A 20762-nucleotide genomic window follows, 5' to 3' on the forward strand; every position below is an offset into this window, starting at 1 on the left:
GGTCAGACCGTCCAGGACGGTTCGAGTTCCACGACGTCCCCGGTCAGGGCGGCGAGGTCGGAGTGGGTCTGGGCGCGCAGGGCCAGCCGCTCCACCCGCTCGATGCGGTACTTCCCGTGCTCCGCGGCCGACCGCCACATCGACAGCACCAGGTACTCGCTGCCGGGGCCCTCGCCGAACATGCCCCGGAGCATGCCGGGAGATCCGGCCATGGCCGGGTTCCAGACCTTCTCCTGCATCAGCGCGAAGTGCTCGGCCCGGTCCTCGTGGACCCGGCAGAGCGCCACCCTGACGAGGTCGGCGTCGGTGAACCGGGGCTCGAAACCGGTCTTCACGTCGAAGCGGTGGTCGAAGAGGCGGACCTGGGCGTCCTTGAAGGTGCCCGACTGGGCCGCGGCCAGCCGGTCGTGGGAACGGGCCATGAAGGAGTCGTAGAAGGCACGGCTCTCCCAGAACGCGAAGACGTGCGCCACGTCCGGCCGCAGCCGGCTCCAGCCGCCGCCCTGCCCCCGGAAACCCGGCTCCCCCGGAAGCCCCGCCCACTTCCGCTGCCCCCGCTCGAAACCGCGGCGGTCCACCACGGTGCAGCGAATCCACTTGACCAGCACCGCGCCATGGTAAGGCCAGGGGGCGCGACACCGGCCACGTCCGGCGCGGCCGCTCTCCCCCGATCCCTCGCACCCACGTGGCAGGATGGACAAATTGCCGTCGCCGTCCGGCAGTTGGGCCGCAGGCGGGACGGGATACCGGGAAGGGGAAGCCTGTGAACGGCCTCAGCAAGGGGAACGGCACGATCGAGGTCGCGCTGCGGTGGAATCCGAGTCCGGCGGGGGAGCCGCCGACCGATCTGGACCTGATCGCCGGGACGTACACGGCGGACGCCCCCCGCGGCGACGCCGCCTACGTGGTGCACTTCGACAGCCGCTCCCCCGACGGGACGATCTTCCTCAACCGCGACAGCACCGACGGCCGGGGCTTCGGCTTCGACGAGGTGATGACGCTGGACCTGGAGCGGCTGGACCCCCGGTACACGCGCGTGGTGGTCGGCGTGGTCATCCAGCAGTCGGCGGGGCGGCGGACCTTCTCCGGGGTCTCCGGCCCCGGGCTGCGCATCCGCGAGCGGTACACCGACCTGGCCACGGAGGACTTCGCCGGGGTGCCGGAGGCGACGGCGGCGGTGGTCGGGGAGTTCGTCCGGGACGGCGCGGGCGCCTGGCAGTTCCGCGCGGGCGTGCACGGCTCCGCCGACGACCCGGCCGGCTTCACCCGCGCCATGGGCGGCCTCGGCCGCCCCTGACCCGGGGCCGGGGCCGGAGTCCCGCGCACGCGGCGGAGTCCCCGCACAGGGGTAAGGGGCGCTCTCCTGGTGGGCGCCCCTTACCCCTGCGGCTTACCCCTGCGGCGGACCGGGCGCGCCCGGTCCCGGGCCGAGGACCCGGCCCGCACCCGCACCGGTCCGGAGACCTAGGCCCCGCCTACGTCCGCAGCCCGTTACGCCGACGCGGCCGTGCTGCCTACTGTCACATCCATGGATACGACAGGGACTCTGGACGAGGCACTCGAGCGACTGCACACCTCCGGACCCGAGCGGCTCGGGCGGCTCACCAACCACGCGCCGATGGCCGTCGAGGCCCTCGCCGCCCGCGGACGGGCACGCTCGGTGCACCGCTGGCTCGACCTGTACGCGGACCGGCTGGAGGACTTCCCGTCCCGCCTGGTCCCGGTCACCGAGGACGACTGGCGGTCCGCGCTCGGCGATCCGCGCCGCGCGGCCGACTGGATCGACCACTTCACGCGCGAGATCGCCGAGCGCCCCTGGAACGACGTGCTCGCCCAGTGGTGGCCCCGGCTGCTGCCCGGCATCTACGGCGGCTCGGCGCATCCGGTGATCCGGGTGGGGCACGCCGTGCGCACCCTGCGGTCCGGCGGGACGACCGCGCCCCGCCTGGCGGAACTCGCCCACGGCCTCGGCTACTGGGCCGCGCGCCACCGGCCCGTCGCCCCTCCCGTCCCGCTGCCCGGCGCCGACGGCGCGGCCGGGGCCCTTGACGCGGTGCCGCCGATCGGCCTGCGGGAGGGCGGCTTCCCCGACCGGCTCGACCGCGTCACGGCCCTGCCGGTGTGGGCGGCCTCGGTGACGGACCCGGACGACGCGTACGGCCGCCTCACCGAACTGGTGCGGGCCGCCACCCACCGCTACGTCACCCACGGCCACGGCGACGCGACGATGCTGGTCCACGCCGCCACCGCGCCCAACGCCGTCCTGCGCACCCTGCCCGCGCTCCCCCGCGCCCTGTGGGTGCCGAGCCTGCGGGCGGCCTGGACGGCGTCCGCCGCGGTGACCGCGATGTACGCGCCGGACGCCCCGGCCGAGTACGTCCCGCCGGGCACCCTCACCCCCGACGAGGTGGTCGACCTGGCGCTGGCCCACGGGGACGAGCACGTCATCAAGCTGACGGACACCGCCCTCGACGTCGGCGACGGGACGGCCCTGGCGGCGGCCCTGCGCTGCATCGAGATGAGCGTCCCCCTGGAGTGACCCCCGCCCACGCCCGCACCGCGTGACGCGGTCGCGGCGCACGGGCCGCTGCGGAAGGAAAAAAGGGGGAGGGGCGCCGGCCCACGGCCGGCGCCCCTCCCCTCTCCCGTCGCACCCCTCGGCCCCGCCCGCCCGACGTGTGCCGTCGGACGGGCGGGGCCGACCGGTGTCAGCTGCAGCCGCTGGTGGAGCCGCAGCCCTCGCAGATGTAGCAGGAACCGGCGCGCTGCATCTTGGTGCCGCAGGAGAAGCAGAGCGGGGCGTCCGCCTGGATGCCGAGCTGCATCTCCACCAGTTCGGCGCTGGTGTGCGCCTGCTGCGGGACGGGGACCGCCGCCGCGGCCTCGGCCCTCGGCGTCACGACGGCCTTCAGCTCCTGGGTGCGCGGCGCGGACTGGGCGAGGCCCTCCACGTCGACGTCCTCGTCCTCCAGGGACTGCTCGTAGGAGCCCGTCTCCAGGTGGCGCTGGCGCTCCTCGGCGGAGTGGATGCCGAGGGCGGAGCGGGTCTCGAAGGGCAGGAAGTCCAGCGCCAGGCGGCGGAAGATGTAGTCGACGATCGACTGCGCCATCCGCACGTCCGGGTCGTCCGTCATGCCGGCCGGCTCGAAGCGCATGTTGGTGAACTTGGAGACGTACGTCTCCAGCGGCACCCCGTACTGGAGGCCCACGGAGACGGCGATGGAGAAGGCGTCCATCATGCCCGCGAGGGTGGAGCCCTGCTTGGACATCTTCAGGAAGACCTCGCCGAGACCGTCGTCCGGGTAGGTGTTGGCGGTCATGTAGCCCTCGGCGCCACCGACGGTGAAGGAGGTGGTGATGCCGGGGCGGCCCTTGGGCAGGCGCTTGCGGACGGGGCGGTACTCGACGACCTTCTCGACCGCGGACCGGATCGTGCCCTCGGCCTTCTCGGTGATCTCGGCCTTCTCCTTCTCCTTGGTCTTCGCGGAGAGGGGCTGGCCGACCTTGCAGTTGTCGCGGTAGATCGCGAGGGCCTTGACGCCGAGCTTCCAGGCCTCGTAGTAGATCTCCTCGACCTCCTCGACGGTCGCCGACTCCGGCATGTTGACCGTCTTGGAGATGGCGCCGGAGATCCACGGCTGGATCGCGGCCATCATGCGGACGTGGCCCATCGGGGAGATGGTCCGCTCGCCCATGGCGCAGTCGAAGACCTCGTAGTGCTCCTGCTTGAGGCCGGGGGCGTCGATCACGTTGCCGTGCTCGGCGATGTGGGCGACGACCGCCTCGATCTGCTCCTCCTGGTAGCCCAGGCGGCGCAGGGCCTGCGGAACGGTGCCGTTGACGATCTGCATCGAACCGCCGCCGACCAGCTTCTTGAACTTGACCAGGGCGAGGTCGGGCTCGACGCCGGTGGTGTCGCAGGACATCGCCAGGCCGATGGTGCCGGTCGGGGCGAGCACGGACGCCTGGGAGTTGCGGAAGCCGTTCTTCTCACCGACGCGCTGCACGTCCTGCCAGGCCTCGGTGGCGGCGGCCCACACCGGGGTGTCCAGGTCGTCCATGCGCACGGCGGTGGCGTTGGCGTCGGCGTGCTGCTTCATGACGCGCTTGTGGGCGTCGGCGTTGCGGGCGTAGCCGTCGTACGGGCCGACGACGGCGGCCAGCTCGGCGGAGCGGCGGTAGGCGGTGCCGGTCATCAGGGAGGTGATGGCACCGGCGAGGGAGCGGCCGCCGTCCGAGTCGTAGGCGTGGCCGGTGGCCATCAGCAGGGCGCCGAGGTTGGCGTAGCCGATGCCGAGCTGGCGGAAGGCGCGGGTGTTCTCGCCGATCTTCTCGGTGGGGAAGTCGGCGAAGCAGATCGAGATGTCCATCGCGGTGATGACCAGCTCGACGACCTTCTGGAAGCGCTCGGTCTCGAAGGACTGCTTGCCCTGGCCGTCGTCCTTGAGGAACTTCATCAGGTTCAGCGAGGCCAGGTTGCAGGACGTGTTGTCCAGGTGCATGTACTCGCTGCACGGGTTGGAGCCGTTGATCCGGCCGGACTCCGGGCAGGTGTGCCAGTGGTTGATCGTGTCGTCGTACTGGATGCCCGGGTCGGCGCAGGCCCAGGCGGCCTCGGCCATCTTGCGGAAGAGGGACTTGGCGCGGATCTTCTCGATGACCTCGCCGGTCATCCGGGCGCGCAGCCCGAACTCGCCGTCCTCCTCGACGGCCTTCATGAACTCGCCGTTCACCCGGACCGAGTTGTTGGCGTTCTGGTACTGGACGGACGTGATGTCGTCGCCGCCCAGGTCCATGTCGAAGCCCGCGTCGCGCAGGGCGCGGATCTTCTCCTCCTCCTTGACCTTGGTCTCGATGAAGCCCTCCACGTCGGGGTGGTCGACGTCGAGGATGACCATCTTGGCGGCGCGGCGGGTCGCTCCGCCGGACTTGATGGTGCCGGCCGAGGCGTCGGCGCCGCGCATGAAGGAGACCGGGCCGGAGGCGTTGCCGCCGGAGGAGAGCAGTTCCTTGGAGGAGCGGATGCGGGAGAGGTTCAGGCCGGCGCCGGAGCCGCCCTTGAAGATCATCCCCTCTTCCTTGTACCACTCCAGGATCGACTCCATGGAGTCGTCCACGGAGAGGATGAAGCAGGCGGAGACCTGCTGCGGCTGGGGCGTGCCGACGTTGAACCAGACCGGGCTGTTGAAGCTGAAGATCTGGTGCAGGAGGGCGTAGGCCAGCTCGTGCTCGAAGATCTCGGCGTCGGCCGGGGAGGCGAAGTAGCGGTGCTCCTCGCCCGCCCTCCGGTACGTCTTCACGATGCGGTCGATGAGCTGCCGCAGGCTCACCTCGCGCTGCGGGGTCCCGACGGCACCCCGGAAGTACTTGCTGGTGACGATGTTGACCGCGTTCACCGACCAGAAGTCGGGGAACTCGACGCCGCGCTGCTCGAAGTTGACCGAACCGTCGCGCCAGTTGGTCATGACGACGTCACGACGCTCCCAGGCCACCTCGTCGTAGGGGTGGACACCGGGAGTGGTGTGGACGCGTTCGACGCGGAGCCCCTTGCCCGCCTTGGTGCCCTTGGCGCGGGAACTCCGTGCCGGACCGCTCGCCGTCTCTGTCATGCCGCCTCCCTGTACGGGCGAAAACGCCCTGAAGTGCCGCGATTGTTCCGTGGCACGGTGTTTCTGTCTCTTGTCGCGGGCGTCTCTGCCTCCGCCCGCGACAGGTCCTGCTCGCCGCCGCCGTCCGTCCGGCCCCCGGGACACGCGTCCCGGTCCGGTCCGACGGTCAGTCCGCGGCGCCCGCGGGCCCGGGGAGCGCTGCCGTCCCCGTCCCCCCGCGGTCGTCGTCCCGGTCCTCCGCCGCGGCTCCGCCGCCGGCCCCGCCCGGGTGTCCCGTCGCCTCCCGCAGCTCCGTGACCGCGGCCTCGAAGTCGTCCAGCGACTCGAAGGCCCGGTAGACGGAGGCGAAGCGCAGATAGGCCACGAGGTCCAGCTCCTGGAGCGGGCCCAGTATGGCCAGGCCCACGTCGTGCGTGGTCAGCTCGGCACTGCCGGTGGCCCGCACGGCCTCCTCGACCCGCTGGCCGAGCTGCGCGAGCGCGTCCTCGGTGACGGGCCGCCCCTGGCACGCCTTGCGGACGCCGTTGATGACCTTGGTCCGACTGAACGGCTCGGTGACCCCGGACCGCTTGACCACCATGAGCGAGCACGTCTCCACGGTCGTGAAACGACGGGAGCAGTCGGGGCACTGGCGGCGCCTGCGGATCGACATGCCGTCGTCGGTCGTACGACTGTCGACGACGCGGCTGTCGGGATGCCTGCAGAAGGGGCAGTACATGGATTCCCAACCCTCCTCACAGCAGACTCAACGGCCCCGCGGGACCCTCCGGCCCCTCGAAGCAGCCCCCAGCATAGGCGATCGAAACGGAGCCGGAGACCGCGGCCACCACAACCTATGGGCTGCTGGTGCCATCCAACCACTACATGTGGGGATTGGCTCCTCCACCCACGCCCCGCACGCGTGTCGTCGCCGCGCGTGGCCGCCGGATCCGGCACGGGAGCCGCGCACCGCGCTCCCGCCCCGCGGCGCCGGGCCCGCACAGGGTCGCACAGGGCCGCGGACGACACGCCGCGCGCACCCCGCCACCCCCGCCGGGAGGCCCGCGCGCCGCTAGCGTGGGCCGCGCACGACCGGGCCGGCACGGGGCCCGACGGGCGGCGCGAGGACGAACGCGAGGGGCCGCGGGGAGCGCCCGGGGCAGTGCGCGCCGGACACCTCCGGACCGCCTCCGGACCGCCCGCGTCCCGCCGGGTGCGCCGCCCGGTTCCCCGGGAGGGCACCCGCCCTCCGTCGAACGGGAGGGCGAATGGCAGACTGGGGCGACCGCCCGCGTGGGCGCGTCCCGGCGGTGAACAGTACCGCAATGGGGCCTTTTGCCCGTCAGGCAAAGTGACAGCCATACACCCGGACGTGCACTTCAGGCGGCTGATCCGCGAATTTTCACTCGAACGTGTGTTTGGCGCAACCTTTCGAAAGCAACTACCGTTGTGCTGCAGGGAGACCATCGAGAGGGGCCGACGTGACCACCACCGCCGACAGTGCCACCATCACTGCCCAGGACCGCCCCCAGGGCCGACCTGAGCCGGTGCACGCGAGGAACGAGAGCGCGCATCCGGACGGGCACAAGCGCTCCCTGCCCGGGCGACCTCCCGGCATCCGGGCGGACAGCACCGGTCTCACCGACCGCCAGCGCCGGGTGATCGAGGTCATCCGGGACTCCGTGCAGCGGCGCGGCTACCCGCCGTCGATGCGGGAGATCGGCCAGGCCGTCGGCCTGTCGAGCACCTCGTCCGTCGCCCACCAGCTCATGGCCCTGGAGCGCAAGGGCTTCCTGCGCCGCGACCCGCACCGGCCGCGCGCCTACGAGGTTCGGGGCTCCGACCAGGCCGCGTCCGTGCAGCCCACCGACACCGCCGGCAAGCCCGCCGCCTCCTACGTCCCCCTGGTCGGGCGCATCGCCGCCGGTGGCCCCATCCTCGCCGAGGAGTCGGTCGAGGACGTCTTCCCCCTCCCCCGGCAGCTCGTGGGTGACGGCGAGCTGTTCGTGCTCAAGGTCGTCGGCGACTCGATGATCGAGGCCGCCATCTGCGACGGCGACTGGGTCACGGTCCGCCGCCAGCCCGTCGCGGAGAACGGCGACATCGTGGCCGCCATGCTCGACGGCGAGGCCACGGTCAAGCGCTTCAAGCGCGAGGACGGCCATGTCTGGCTCCTCCCCCACAACGCGGCCTACGAGCCCATCCCCGGTGACGACGCGACCATCCTCGGCAAGGTGGTGGCCGTACTGCGCCGCGTCTGACCCCCAGCGGGCGGGTCCGTACGCCAGGCCCGCCGCCCGACCGGGCCCCGGAACCTCTGCGCCGGTTCCGGGGTCCCGTGCTGTCCGGGGAGGAAGGCGGGCCCGTCCGGGACACGGTGGGTCCCCAGGGGATCGGCCGCTCCCGCCCGCACGCGGAGGGTCCCCGCGGGCGACCGGGTGCGTCCGGGCGCGCCACACCGGGCGACCTCACCACGGCCCGTGGCCCGCCGAGCCCGTCGCGCGGATGCCGCCGACGACCCGAGGGCACTCCGCCGCCGCCCGACCGCGCTCCGGCGGGCCCGGCGGCGCTCCGGCGGGCTCGGCCGGCTCCTCACCCGGCCCGGCCGCCCCTCCGTGCGGTGCGTCGTCTTCGTGTGGTCAGTCGTCCTCCGCCCGGCGGGCGACGGCGTCGATCGCGGTCAGCGACCTGCGGACCTGCTGCGGGTCCGTGGTGTACCAGAAGTCCGGCAGCGACGCCTTGAGGAAGCTCCCGTACCGGGCCGTGGCGAGCCTCTGGTCGAGCACGGCGACGACGCCCCGGTCGTCCGAGGCGCGCACCAGGCGGCCGGCGCCCTGCGCCATCAGCAGGGCGGCGTGCGTGGCGGCGACCGCCATGAACCCGTTGCCCCCGGCCTCCTCGACGGCCTTTTGGCGGGCGCTCATCACCGGGTCGTCGGGGCGCGGGAACGGGATCTTGTCCATCACGACGAGCTGGCAGCTCGGGCCGGGCACATCGACGCCCTGCCACAGCGACAGCGTCCCGAAGAGGCAGGTCCGGGGGTCGGCCGCGAAGTTCTTGATCAGCTCGCCCAGGGTCTCCTCGCCCTGGAGCAGGATCGGGAAGTCGGGCATCCGCGTGCGCAGCTCCTCGGCGGCCGACTGGGCCGCCCGCATCGAGGAGAACAGCCCCAGGGTCCGCCCGCCCGCCGCCTGGATCAGCTCCGTCAGCTCGTCGAGCATGTCGGTCCGGTCGCCGTCCCGCGCGGGGCGCGCGAGGTGCCGGGCCACGTAGAGGATGCCCTGCTTGGGGTAGTCGAAGGGGGAGCCCACGTCGACACCCTTCCACTGCGGGACGTCGTCGCCCCGGGTGCCCTCGGGGGCGAGGCCCAGGGAGGCGCCCACCCCGTTGAAGTCGCCGCCCAGCTTCAGCGTCGCGGAGGTGAGGACGACCGACCGGTCGGCGAACAGCTTCTCCCGCAGCAGGCCCGCGACGGACATCGGCGCCACCCTCAGCGAGGCGCCGAACCGGTCGTGCCGCTCGTACCAGACGACGTCCCACTCGGAGCCGTTGGTGATCCGCTCCGCCACCTCGTGGACGGACTCGACGGAGGCGAGCGCCTGCTTGCGGACCGCGTCCTCGTCCTGCACGGACTTGTCGCGGGTGGCGCCGATGGCGGAGACGACCGTGCGGCAGGCGTCGCGCAGCGCCATCAGGGCGTAGCCCAAGTCCTCCGGGACCTCCTCCAGGCGCCCGGGCAGGGCCAGCTCCATCAGCCGCTCGAAGCCCTCGGCGGCCGTCTGGAGCTGGTCGGCGGCCTTCTCGTTGACCAGCTTGGCGGCCCGGCGCACCGCCCGGTTGACCTGGCCGGGGGTCAGCTCGCCGGTGGCCACCCCGGTGACCCGGGAGACGAGTTCATGGGCCTCGTCGACGATCAGCACCTCGTGCTGCGGCAGCACCGGGGCGCCCTCGATGGCGTCGATGGCGAGCAGCGCGTGGTTGGTGACGACGACCTCGGAGAGCTTGGCCCGCTCCCGGGCGTTCTCGGCGAAGCACTCGGCCCCGTAGGCGCACTTCGAGGCGCCCAGGCATTCCCTGGAGGAGACCGACACCTGCGCCCAGGCCCGGTCGGAGACGCCGGGGGTGAGGTCGTCGCGGTCGCCGTTCTCGGTCTCGTCGGCCCAGTCGCGCATGCGCAGCAGGTCCTGGCCCAGCCTGCTGGTGGGGGCCGCCGCCTCGAACTGGTCGAAGAGGCCCTCCTCCTCGTCCTGCGGCATGCCCTCGTGGAGGCGGTGCAGGCACAGGTAGTTCGACCGGCCCTTGAGCGTCGCGAACTCGGGGCGGCGGCGCAGTTGCGGGTGCAGGGCGTCGACCGTGCGCGGCAGGTCCCGCTCGACGAGCTGGCGCTGGAGGGCGAGAGTCGCGGTGGCCACCACGACCCGCTCCCCGTGGGCCAGCGCGGGCACCAGATAGCCCAGGGACTTTCCGGTGCCGGTGCCGGCCTGGACCAGCAGATGGGTGCCGTCGTCGATCGCCTCGGCGACGGCTTCGGCCATGGCCACCTGGCCGGGACGCTCCGTACCGCCGACGGAGGCGACGGCGGCGTGCAGGAGTTCGGGGAGTGAGGGCTTCGTCATAGCCCGACCACCCTACGGCCCGGCACCGACAAGCGGGCGGCCACGGCGGAGATGGACCCGGTGGGGTGAGGGGGGCGTGCGGAGGGCGCGCGGCGACCGCCGGTCGAGGGACGGTGTGCGGGGGCGCCCGGAGCCCGGCCGTCGCGGGGACGACGTACGGGGGCGCGGCTCGCCCGGCCGTCGGCCATCGGCCATCGTGAGGACGGCCCACAGGGGCGCGGGTGGACGCTCCGGCACGTGGAGTACGGCGTGGGCGTGGCGGAGTACGGCGTCGGCGCGGCCGGGGGTCGTGGGAGGTGACGGGAGGGTCGAGGGGTGGGTGCGGCGGCAGGGGCGGGGGGACCTTCCGGCCGGGCCGGAGGCGGGGGCCGCAGGCCGGACGGAAGCGGCGATCGGGGCGGGAAGAGGGGGCAGGCTGCCGTTTCGCAGGTCAGAGGGGCTGATGGCCGTGCGTGGTGGGAAGCGGGCGAGAGTGGGAGGGAGTCGGGCGCCGAGTGATGCAGGAGAGGGAACACGGGGCGGGGGCTCTCCTCCCCGGCCGGGTAGCGAGGGGTCAGGCGAACCGGGGGTGAGGAGCGAAGCGGCTCGGGCCGGGCGGACCGGGCCGGGCGGACCGGGCCGGGCGGACCGGGGCCGGGCGGACCGGGCCGGGGCCGGGGTCGGGGTCGGGACGAACCGTGTCCGGGCGAACCGGGCGCCGGGGCTCAGGAGTCCGGGCGAACAGGCGCCGAGGCGACCATGGGTCCGCGAGCGGGAGGTGGGTGGGCGGGGGCGGGGGCCGGGGCGGCCAACCGGGGGTCAGTGGGCCCGGGGTCGGCAAATCGGTGGCCCGTGGGCCGGCTGGACCGGTGGCCAGGGAGCCGGGCAAATCGGCGGCCGGTGGGCCGGGCGAACCGGTCCACCACGCCCCGCCGCACCGGGAGCCGCCCCTCGCGGTCCCGCTCGCGCCCCGCAGAGCCCGCCCCCTCGGACCGCCGGATCACCGGGCCGCCGGGCCGCCAGGTCCCCGGGCCGCCAGGTCGCGGCGCTCGCCGACGGTCTTGGCGGCGAGCACGCCCTCGACGCGCTCGGCGTGCTCCTCGGCGGTCAGTCGCCCCTCGGCGAGCGCCGCGACCTCGCGCCCCGCAGAGCCCGCCCCCTCGGACCGCCGAATCACCGGACCGCCGGATCACCGGACCGTCAGGTCCCCGAGCCACCAGGTCCCCGGGCCACCGGACCGTCCCCGGGCCTCTCAGGGGCGCCGGACGCGGTCGTGGACCATGAGGGCGGCCCGCTTGCCCGGCAGGTCGACCTCGGCGTCGGCCCGGAACCCGGCGGCCCGGAAGGCGGCGACGGACGCCGCGTTGCGGAGGTCGGGTTCGGCCAGGACCCGTGTGCAGTCGGGGAGCCGGTCGAGGACGAGCGCGGTGACGGCGGCGATCAGGGCGGTGCCGAGGCCCCGGCCCCGGTCGGCGGCGGCGCCGATGAGGAGGTGGAGGCCGATGTCGTACGGGCGGACGGGGCAGTACCGGGCCAGCGGGTCGAGGTCGGCGCGGTAGACCTCCCAGTAGCTCATCGGCGCCCCGTCCAGCACGCCGAGGCACGGGACGCTGCGCCCGTCCCCGTCGAGCTGGGCCCGCAGGTGCGCCCCGGTCACCCCCGGCGGCCCGGCCAGTTCCCAGAACGCGGCGACGGCCGGATCGTTCATCCACCGGGCGAGCAGGGGCAGGTCCCGCCCGGTCCGGACGGGTTCCAGCCGGAGGAGGCCCACGGAGGTGGGGACGGGGCCCCAGCGGGTGATCCCGGGGACCGGGGCGGCGGCGCGCCCCGGGCCGGGGTCCCGGGCCCTTCCGGTGCCTCCGGCACGGCCGGGGTCCCGTAGGGCCCCGGTGTCCAGGGCCGTGGCCCCGGCGAGCCCGGTGCCCCGGGCAGGGGCGTTCCTCCGGGCAGGGGCGGCGGCCCGGGCAGGGGCGCTGGGCAGGCCGCTCGGCGTGTCGGCCGTCTCGGGGGGCATGGGGCCGCTCCTCTCGGCACGGGCGCCGGGTCAGCCGGCGTGCAGCGGGTTGGCGATGGTGACGTAGACGGACTGGGTGTCGACGGGACCGACGAGTTCGTCGAGCCCGTGCAGCCGGGTCATCAGGTTGGCCTTGCAGCGCAGCCGGGGGGAGTCGAGGAGGCGGGCGGGCAGCGGGGTGCGCAGCCGGGCCGGGCCGGTGGCGAGCGTGCCGAGGAAGCGCCGGAAGGCGGCGAGGAGGAGCCGCTCGTCCGCGAGCCCCTGCGAGCCGAAGGCGCCGATCAGCCCGAAGACGTTGTTGATGGCCAGGTAGTAGGCGAACCGCTCGTCGGCGACCTCGTCGGAGACGAAGGTGTCGCTGTGCTCGCCGATCCCCGGCAGACGGGCGTCGAGTTCCGCGCGCCGGGAGGCACGGAAGTAGTACCCCTGATTGTCCCGGTAGCGCCCGCCGGTGGGCCAGCCCTCGGCCCCGAGCACGACGAGCGTGTTCTGCTGGTGCGCCTCCAGGGCGACCCCGGCCTCCGCGTCGAGCCAGAGCACCGGCCGGACGACGTGTTCGAGGTAGCGCAGGAACCACTCGGCGGCGACCGCCCCGCGCGGGCGGCGGGTGCGGAGGGCGAGGCAGGCGACGATCTCGGCCAGCCGGGAGGACGGCCGGGACCCGGCGGGGGCGCCGTCGGCCGGGGCGCCGTCGGACGGGGTGGCCGGGCCGCCGGGGCCGCCGGCGGGCGGGGGGACGCGCGGCGCCACCAGCCCGGCGACGCAGGCGACGTCGTCCCAGGGGCCGAAGGGGTTGTGCCGGACGACCACGTCGAGCCCGCGCACGGGGCTGCCGTCCGGGCCGTCCACCGCGAGCCAGGCGGGGTCGCGGACGATGTCGAACCCGGGGTGGGCGGCCTGCCAGCGCCGGGACAGGCCGGTGCGGAGCAGGCGGTGCACCTCCACGCCCCGGTGGAGCTCCTTGCGGAGGTTCTCCCGCCGGGAGTTGGTGATCTGGAGGGCCAGCGACAGCTTGAGCATGGCGGGGGCGCCGGTGCGGTGCACAGTGCGCAGGGAGGAGGTGGGGTGCCAGGGGTCGCCCCGGACCCCGAGGTCGCGCAGCAGCCCGGCGTCCAGCAGGGCCGCGGTCTCCGGGCGCCGCCGGACCTCGCGGAACTGCCAGGGGTGCAGCGGGAGGGCCGCGTGTCCCTCGGGCAGCGGGACGCCGGGGCCCATGAGGCGGGCGGTGAGCCGGTCGGCGGTCACGGTGCGTCCGCGCTCGGTCCAGGCCGAGTCGGCGGCGAGCAGGGAGGGGTCGACGGCGATCCAGCGCAGCGCGAAGGAACCGCGCAGTTCGGGCGAGTAGGCGCGGGCCTCGGCGTCGGTGAGCCCCTCGCGGCTCTTGGGGGTCGGGTGCAGCGGGTGGCCGAGGACGAGGGCCTGTTCGGCGGCGAGGAAGAGGTCGGGGTGGTCGGCGGGGTCCGCCCGGCGGTCGCGGACGAACGCGGCGGTGCGGCGGACGGAGTCCGCGACGCGGGTGACGAGATCGCCGCCGCCCCCCGTCTCCCTGGCCAGCAGGGCGGCGAGGGTGACCGGGTCCACGGGCGGCGCCGACTCGGGAGCGCCTTCCGGCCGGGCCGGGCCGAAGCGGTGCCGGCCGGTCGGCGACCGGTAGCGGACGGGCACCACCAGGGCCGTGCCGCTGGCCGGCAGCGGTACGCGCAGCACCCCTCCGTCGGGCACCGCGAGCCCGGCCTCGCGCACCCAGCAGCGCAGCAGGTTGCCGACCCCGACGGCCTGGGCGACGGCGGACGGCTCGGGGGCGGCGAGGGCGTCGGCGGCGGGAGCGGCGGCGCGGCCGGCACCCGGGGCACCGGGGGTACGGGAGGCGCCCGCGCGCCGGATTCCGGGAGCGGCCAACCGCCCGGCGCCGGTGGGGCGCGCCTGCTGGGGGATGCCCTCGGAGAGGGAGACCGTGCCGGGGGCGGGGGCGCCCTGCGCCGCGGTGCATTGGGCGGGGGTGCTCCGGGGCGGGGCCCCGGCCGGAGGGGTCCGCCCCGGAGCGTGCTCCTGGGGAACGCGGTCCTCGGGCACGGGTCCGTGCCCGGGGGCGGCGCCGCCCCCGGCCAGGGGTACCGAACCGGGTGCCGTTCCGGGCACCGGGCCGGGCGCGGTGCCGTTGGCGTCGGAGCCCGGGCCGGGCGCGGCGCCGTGCACCGGGCCGTCGGTGTCGGGGACCCGGTCGGGCGCGGCACGACGGCTCACGGCGGAGGCGCGGTCGGTGCCGTCGACGGCGGTGCCGGTGGGAACCGGGGCGGGCACCGGGGACGGGACGTGCTCCGGGGCGGAGGCGCCCGGCACCGGGGCTCCCCCGGGAGCGCGGTCCTCGGGTAGGGGTCCATGGCCGGAGACGGCACCGCCTCCGGCCACGGGTACCCGGCCGGGCACGGTGCCGGACGCCGGGCCGTCGGCTGCGGGGGCCCGGCCGGGCGCGGCGGGACGGCTCTGGGTGGGGACGCGGTCGGTGCCGTTCACGGCGGTGCCGGTGGGAACCGGGGCGGGGGCCGGGGCCGGGGCGTGCTCCGGGGAGTGGTCCGGGGTGGGGGTGTTCACGGTGGTCCTCGTGGGTCTGGTGGGGGCCGCGCGGTCGCGCGGGAGGTGTGTCCCGTCCGCCGCGCCCGGGGCCGGACGGCGGTGCCGCGCGGTCGCGCGGCGGGCCCCCTCCCCGGCGGCGGTCACTCCGGGACGGGCGGCCCGGCGGAGGGGCGGGCGTGGGCCACGGCGCGTATCGCCTCGGTCAGCCGGTCCAGGACGGCGGCGGCCTGCTCCTCGGTGAGCGTCAGCGGCGGTGTGAGCGCGATGACGGTGCCGGACGGTCCCACGAGGTCCACGATCAGGCCGCGCCGCAGGCACTCCCTCCGTACGGCGGCGGCCGCCCGTGCCCCCGGGACGTCGGTGGCCCCCGGACGGCCCGGAGCGGCGACGCGGCCGGAAGCGGGGGGACGACCCGGAACGACAGGGCGGCCGGGAACGAAGGGGCGCCCCGGAAGGGAGGGGCGCCCGGGAAGGGAGGGAACGGAGGGACCAGCGGCGCGGCGGCCGGGCGCGGCGCCGGGTCCTCCCACATCGGCCACCAGCTCCACGCCGATCACCAGACCCCGCCCCCGCACCTCGCCCACGCACGGGAACTCCCCGGCCCAGGAGCGCAGCCGGTCGAGCATCCGGGCGCCGAGGGCGGCGGCGTGGGCGGCGAGTCCCCGCTCGCGGACGTGCGCGAGGATCGCGGTGCCGGCGGCGAGGGCGAGGCGGTTGCCCCGCCGGGTGTCCCGTGCGGGGCCGCCGGGGTCGAGGTCCTGATGATGGACCAGGGCGGTCAGCGGCAGCCCGCCGCCGATCGCCGGGGGCAGGACCAGGACGTCGGGGACGACTCCGCTGTGCTCGACCGCCCAGAGGGTTCCGGTCCGCCCGAGCCCGGTCTCGGTCTCGTCGACCACGAGCGGCACGGCCCGCCCGGCGGTGAGCCGCCGTATGCGCCGTATCCGGGCGTCCGGGACGGGGAGCACTCCGTCGCGGACCCGGAGCGGGGCGAGGACCAGGCCGGCGGGCGGCTCTCCCCCGGCGGGGCGGGCGGCGGGCGCGGTGCCGGGCCCGTCATCGGGATACTCCTCCGCGCGCGGCACCATGAACCGGCCGGTGGCCTCGCGGACGAGCGTCCTGGCCGCGGCGAGCGCGTCGCCACCGGCGGGGCCGAGGACCCGGACGCGGGCGTGGCGGGCGAAGCCGGGCGGCAGGGTGGCGAGCAGTTCGGCGGCGAAGGCGTCCTCGACCGGCGCCGCGAGGCCCCTGGTCCGGGACGGGGCACCGGTGTCGAGCGCCCTGCGGACCGCTTCCACGACGACGGGGTGGTGGTGCCCGAGCACGGGCGCCCCGGCGGCGGTGGAGCAGTCCAGATAGCGGCGGCCGTCGGCGCCCTCGACGACGAGCCCCCGGGCCCGGACGGGGACGACCGGCAGGGCGCGGGCGCCCGCGCGGGCCCGGCCGGAGGGATCGCGCGGGTCCTGCGCCCCGCGCACCGCCCGCCGCCGCGCCCCGCCCGCGCGCTCCGGCGCGGACACCCGGCGCGCGGCCCCGCCGGGCGCACCGGGACCACCGGGACCACCGGACACGGAGCGGGGCCCACCGGACACGGGGCGGGCACCGCCGGGTACGGACCCGGGGGGCACGGCACCCGACGGGGCGTCCCCGGACGTCCCGGCGCCCCGAGGCACCCCGCCGGACGCTCCGGTTCCCCGGGACACCTCCATGGGCCCGGTCTCCGTCCCAGGCCCGGGAGCCCCCGGCGGCCCCGGCGCTCCCGGCGGCCCGTCCGGCCCTCTTGCCGCTGACGACGCGGACCCGGACACCCCGACGACCGCCCCGGACGCTCCGACTCCTCCGGGTACCTCCCTGGACGCGGCTCCCGCACCGGGGCCGGACGACCCGAGCGGCCCGCGCGTCCTTCCCGGCACGGGCCAGGACCCTCCGCGGCTCCCGGACGCCCTCATCCCTCCGGACACCTCCGCGAGCCCGGCCTCCGCACCCGCACCCGGTGATCCGGGCGCCCCTTCCGCCCCGCTCACCCCTGCCGACACCGGCCCGGACACCCCCGTCCCTCCGGACATTCCCGCGAGCACGGCCTCCGCACCCGGGCCGGACGACCCGGACGACCCGCGTACCCCGGCCGACAAGGGCCCGGACACCCCGGAGACCACCCCGGACACTCCCCCGAGCCCGGCCTCCGCGCCCGGGCCGGTCGCACCCGTCGCTCCGGCCGAGCCCGGCGGTCCGTCCCGCCCGATCGCCACCGCCGGTGCGAGCCGTGCGCCCGGTCCGCAGCCGTCCGGGGGGCCAACGGGCGCGGCGGCGCCTTGGACTCCGGGCCCGGCGAGCCCGGGACCGCCCATGGCAGACGCACCCCGCGAACGCTCCGTACGCCCCGTACTCCGGCCGGCTCCGGTGGTCCGGCCGGTGCGGTGGGCCGGGCCCGGCCCGGCGGACCCCGCCGCCCCGGCGGGACCGGCCACCGGTCCCCCCGGGACCGGCGCCCCGCGCAGCCCCTCGCCGCCCCGCCCGCCCACGGCTCCCCGCCCTTCCCGTGTCCAGGGGCGCGTGGCGTACCGTGTCGCTCCCGGCCCCGGGGCCGCGTCCGGACGGCGGGCCCCTCGCCGCTATCAACCGGCCCGGGCGCACCGGGTTACGGCCCCCGCCAAGATCCTTTCCGTGACGGAACCGTTGCCGTTCCGTCGGGAGTCCCCCACAGCGACCGCATAGTGTGTGGTGCCGTTCCTGGGTGCCGCCGAAGTGCCGCGATCCCGTCCGGACCCGAGAGAGGCACGGCGTGCGGCGCGCGGTCCGGCACCGTCTTCGTCACAGCAGGGGGAGTGCAGCACCATGCGATCCATACGGCCTTCGTCCACCACACGCGGGCACCGGAACGGGCGGCGCCGGGCCTCCTCCGTACCCGCCGCCCTGGCCCTGGTCTCGGCGCTCGCGCTCACCGTCACCGCCTGCGAGGGCGACGACCCCGAGGCGGGCGGCGGGGCCACCGCCTCCGCGACGGCGGCGGACGGCGACGCCAACGGCGGCGGCGTCAAGATCCCGGACCAGCTCAAGGAGAAGCTGAAGAAGCACGGGATCGACCTGGACGAGTGGAAGAACGGCGCCTGGAAGAACTGGGACCGGAGCGACTGGCTGCGCGAGGCGCAGGACTTCGTCAACCCGATCATCGAGGACCTCTGGGACCCGGACCGCATGCGCGACGCCGAGGAGCCCGACCAGGGCGTCGACGAGGGCGACCTCTCCGACGACCAGGGCGTCACCGACCCGGAGCCGCGCCCGGTCGACGCGCGGGCGGTGCCGCCGTCGTACCACGAGAACGCGGCCACGGCGGGCAAGGTGTTCTTCGACTCCCCCGGGGGCACCATGGTGTGCTCGGCGACGGTCGTGCAGGACCCCGCGCACCCCGGCAAGTCCAACATGGTGTGGACGGCGGGCCACTGCGTGCACGCCGGTGAGAAGGGCGGCTGGTACCGCAACATCGCCTTCGTCCCCTCGTACAACGACGCCGGGAAGGCGACGGCGGAGCTGGAGAACGCCACCAAGGAGGAGGTCGCTCCCTACGGCGTGTGGTGGGGCGACTGGGCGCAGACCTCCGACCAGTGGATCGAGCAGGGCGGCGCGACGGGCGGCCGGGGCGCCTCGTACGACTTCGCGGTGATCCACGTGACGCCGGAGAAGGGCAGCTCCAAGTCGCTCGAGGAGACGGTCGGCGCGGCGCTGCCGGTGGACTTCGCGGCGCCCGCGGCGCCGGACGTCAGGACCGTCACGGCGACCGGCTACCCGGCGGCGGCGCCGTACGACGGCCAGAAGCTGTACCAGTGCGCGGACCGGCCCGGCCGGCTCTCCCTCGACGCGAAGCAGCCGACGATGTACCGCATCGGCTGCTCGATGACCGGCGGCTCCTCCGGCGGCGGCTGGGTCGCCGCCGGGTCCGACGGCAAGCCCGCGCTGATCTCCAACACCTCGATCGGCCCGGTCACGGCGGGCTGGCTGGCCGGGCCCCGGCTGGGCGAGGAGGCCAAGGGCGTGTACGACGCGGTCAGCGGCAAGTTCGCCGGACGGTGACCGCCCCCGCCCGTCGGGCCGCGCCCGGCCGCCGCCCGATGAGCGGCGCCCGGCCCCGGTGACCGGCGGGCGGGACGGCGGGTCCGCTTCGGCGCCCCGCCGCCCCTCACCCGCACGCCGCCCCGCCACCGGCCGGGCCGCCTCCTGTACCGCATCCTCCGCTCGATGACCGGCGGCTCCTCCGGCGGCCGGTTCCGCTCGGTCGACGGCGAGAGCCGGCCGGTCTCCCGCACCCGGGTCGGCCCGCCGGACGGCACCTGGCCCGCGGGACCGCGGCCGGGCGCGCCGGCCGGGGCGATGTACCGGACCACGAGCCGGACGCACGGCGGCGGGTGACCGGGTGACCGGGAACGTGACAGGGGTCCGCCCCCGCGCCCGACGGCGCGGGGGCGGACCCCTGTCACAGTGGGTCAGGCGAGCGGTGCCGGGGCGTACGGCGAGAGCTCCGCCGCCAGTTCCTCGTGCACGCGCACCTTGATCAGCGTGCCCTCCGGGGTGTGCTCCTCGGAGAGGACCTCGCCCTCGTCATGGGCGCGGGCCACCAGCTTGCCGCGGGTGTACGGCACCAGCGCCTCGATCTCGACCGACGGCCGGGGCAGTTCGCTGTCGATCAGCGCGAGCAGCTCCTCGATGCCCTGACCGGTGCGGGCCGACACGGCGATGGAGTGCCGCTCCAGCCGCAGCAGCCGCTGGAGGACCAGCGGATCGGCCATGTCGGCCTTGTTGACCACGACGATCTCGGGCACGTCGGTGGCGCCGACGTCCCTGATCACCTCGCGCACGGCGGCCAGTTGCTCCTCCGGGTCCGGATGGGCGCCGTCCACCACGTGCAGGATCAGGTCGGCGTCGCCGACCTCCTCCATCGTGGAGCGGAACGCCTCGACCAGGTGGTGCGGCAGGTGCCGGACGAAGCCGACGGTGTCCGCCAGGGTGTACAGCCGCCCGCTCGGCGTCTCGGCCCGGCGCACGGTCGGGTCCAGGGTGGCGAACAGCGCGTTCTCCACCAGGACGCCCGCGCCCGTGAGCCGGTTGAGCAGGGAGGACTTCCCGGCGTTGGTGTAGCCCGCGATCGCCACCGACGGCACCTTGTTGCGGCGGCGCTCCCGGCGCTTGATGTCGCGGCCGGTCTTCATCTCCGCGATCTCCCGGCGCATCTTGGCCATCTTCTCGCGGATGCGCCGCCGGTCCGTCTCGATCTTGGTCTCACCGGGGCCGCGGGTGGCGAGCCCGCCGCCCTTGCCGCCGCCCATCTGCCGGGAGAGCGACTGGCCCCAGCCGCGCAGCCGCGGCAGCATGTACTGCATCTGCGCGAGCGAGACCTGCGCCTTGCCCTCACGGGACTTGGCGTGCTGGGCGAAGATGTCGAGGATCAGGGCCGTCCGGTCGATGACCTTGACCTTGACCACGTCCTCCAGGTGGATGAGCTGGCCGGGGCTCAGCTCACCGTCGCAGACGACGGTGTCGGCGCCCGTCTCATGGACGACGTCACGCAGCTCGTTGGCCTTGCCGGAGCCGATGTAGGTGGCCGCGTCGGGCTTGTCGCGGCGCTGGATCACGCCGTCGAGCACCAGGGCTCCTGCGGTCTCGGCGAGGGCGGCCAGCTCCGCGAGGGAGTTCTCGGCCTCGCGCGCGGTGCCCGTGGTCCAGACGCCGACGAGGACGACCCGCTCCAGCCGGAGCTGGCGGTACTCGACCTCGGTGACGTCCTCCAGCTCCGTGGAGAGGCCCGCCACCCGGCGCAGCGCCGCGCGCTCGGAGCGGTCGAACTGCTCGCCGTCCCACCGCGGGTCGATCTCGTGGCTCCCGGCGACGTCCTCTTCCATCAGGGCATCGGCCCGCAGGCCGTCGGGGTGGTCACGCGCGAGACGCTTGGTGTCCTGGGAAGGGGAAGAAGAGGAGGTCATTTGATCCTTACGTAGCTGG

The 20762-nt window shown here is 75.4% G+C and carries 12 protein-coding genes and 1 pseudogene; 4 read left to right on the plus strand and 9 right to left on the minus strand.

Going from position 1 to position 20762, the window contains the following annotated elements:
• Positions 1–2: 2 nt before the first annotated feature.
• Positions 3–608: a YdbC family protein gene (locus ACZ7LB_RS15215; RefSeq protein WP_471468383.1), complete on the minus strand. Its 606-nt coding sequence runs from the start codon at positions 606–608 to the stop codon at positions 3–5.
• Positions 609–763: 155 nt separating this feature from the next.
• Between ACZ7LB_RS15215 and ACZ7LB_RS15220 the strand changes: the two genes are divergently transcribed.
• Entirely contained in the window at positions 764–1297 is a 534-nt protein-coding gene (locus ACZ7LB_RS15220) for a TerD family protein (RefSeq protein ID WP_471468385.1), read from the plus strand.
• A 231-nt stretch (positions 1298–1528) separates the two neighbouring features.
• Complete coding sequence (locus ACZ7LB_RS15225) at positions 1529–2539, plus strand: questin oxidase family protein (protein ID WP_471468387.1); 1011 nt, start codon at positions 1529–1531, stop codon at positions 2537–2539.
• Between the two features lie 169 nt (positions 2540–2708).
• Here ACZ7LB_RS15225 and ACZ7LB_RS15230 read toward each other — a convergent pair whose 3' ends face one another.
• Together ACZ7LB_RS15230 and nrdR are read right to left on the minus strand one after the other, a co-directional pair.
• On the minus strand, positions 2709–5609 hold the full coding sequence (locus ACZ7LB_RS15230; RefSeq protein WP_471468389.1) for a vitamin B12-dependent ribonucleotide reductase: 2901 nt from the start codon (positions 5607–5609) through the stop codon (positions 2709–2711).
• Positions 5610–5775: 166 nt separating this feature from the next.
• Complete coding sequence (gene nrdR / locus ACZ7LB_RS15235) at positions 5776–6327, minus strand: transcriptional regulator NrdR (RefSeq protein WP_471468390.1); 552 nt, start codon at positions 6325–6327, stop codon at positions 5776–5778.
• A gap of 742 nt (positions 6328–7069) precedes the next feature.
• On the opposite strand from nrdR, the gene lexA reads away from it, so the two are divergent.
• Positions 7070–7849: a transcriptional repressor LexA gene (gene lexA, locus ACZ7LB_RS15240; protein WP_161228624.1), complete on the plus strand. Its 780-nt coding sequence runs from the start codon at positions 7070–7072 to the stop codon at positions 7847–7849.
• A 378-nt stretch (positions 7850–8227) separates the two neighbouring features.
• Here the strand turns inward: lexA and ACZ7LB_RS15245 are convergent, their stop codons facing one another.
• The 5 genes and pseudogenes from ACZ7LB_RS15245 to ACZ7LB_RS15265 form a co-directional block, all read right to left on the minus strand.
• Positions 8228–10204 (minus strand): ATP-dependent DNA helicase, encoded by a 1977-nt coding sequence (locus tag ACZ7LB_RS15245; RefSeq protein WP_471468392.1) that lies wholly within the window; start codon positions 10202–10204, stop codon positions 8228–8230.
• A 997-nt stretch (positions 10205–11201) separates the two neighbouring features.
• Positions 11202–11312, minus strand: a pseudogene (locus ACZ7LB_RS15250) (DUF1707 domain-containing protein); the annotation flags it as partial.
• Positions 11313–11435: 123 nt separating this feature from the next.
• Complete coding sequence (locus tag ACZ7LB_RS15255) at positions 11436–12197, minus strand: GNAT family N-acetyltransferase (RefSeq protein WP_471468394.1); 762 nt, start codon at positions 12195–12197, stop codon at positions 11436–11438.
• 30 nt (positions 12198–12227) lie between these two features.
• Entirely contained in the window at positions 12228–14132 is a 1905-nt protein-coding gene (locus tag ACZ7LB_RS15260; protein WP_471468483.1) for an IucA/IucC family protein, read from the minus strand.
• A 779-nt stretch (positions 14133–14911) separates the two neighbouring features.
• Positions 14912–16291 (minus strand): aminotransferase class III-fold pyridoxal phosphate-dependent enzyme, encoded by a 1380-nt coding sequence (locus ACZ7LB_RS15265; protein ID WP_471468396.1) that lies wholly within the window; start codon positions 16289–16291, stop codon positions 14912–14914.
• A 1315-nt stretch (positions 16292–17606) separates the two neighbouring features.
• Here ACZ7LB_RS15265 and ACZ7LB_RS15270 point away from each other — a divergent pair.
• The gene (locus ACZ7LB_RS15270) at positions 17607–18839 is read left to right on the plus strand and encodes a trypsin-like serine peptidase (protein WP_471468398.1); all 1233 of its coding nucleotides are present in this window, start codon (positions 17607–17609) and stop codon (positions 18837–18839) included.
• Positions 18840–19249: 410 nt separating this feature from the next.
• Here the strand turns inward: ACZ7LB_RS15270 and hflX are convergent, their stop codons facing one another.
• On the minus strand, positions 19250–20743 hold the full coding sequence (hflX, locus tag ACZ7LB_RS15275) for a GTPase HflX (protein ID WP_471468400.1): 1494 nt from the start codon (positions 20741–20743) through the stop codon (positions 19250–19252).
• Between the last annotated feature and the right edge of the window lie 19 nt (positions 20744–20762).

The organism is Streptomyces sp. NPDC107521 (assembly GCF_055598485.1).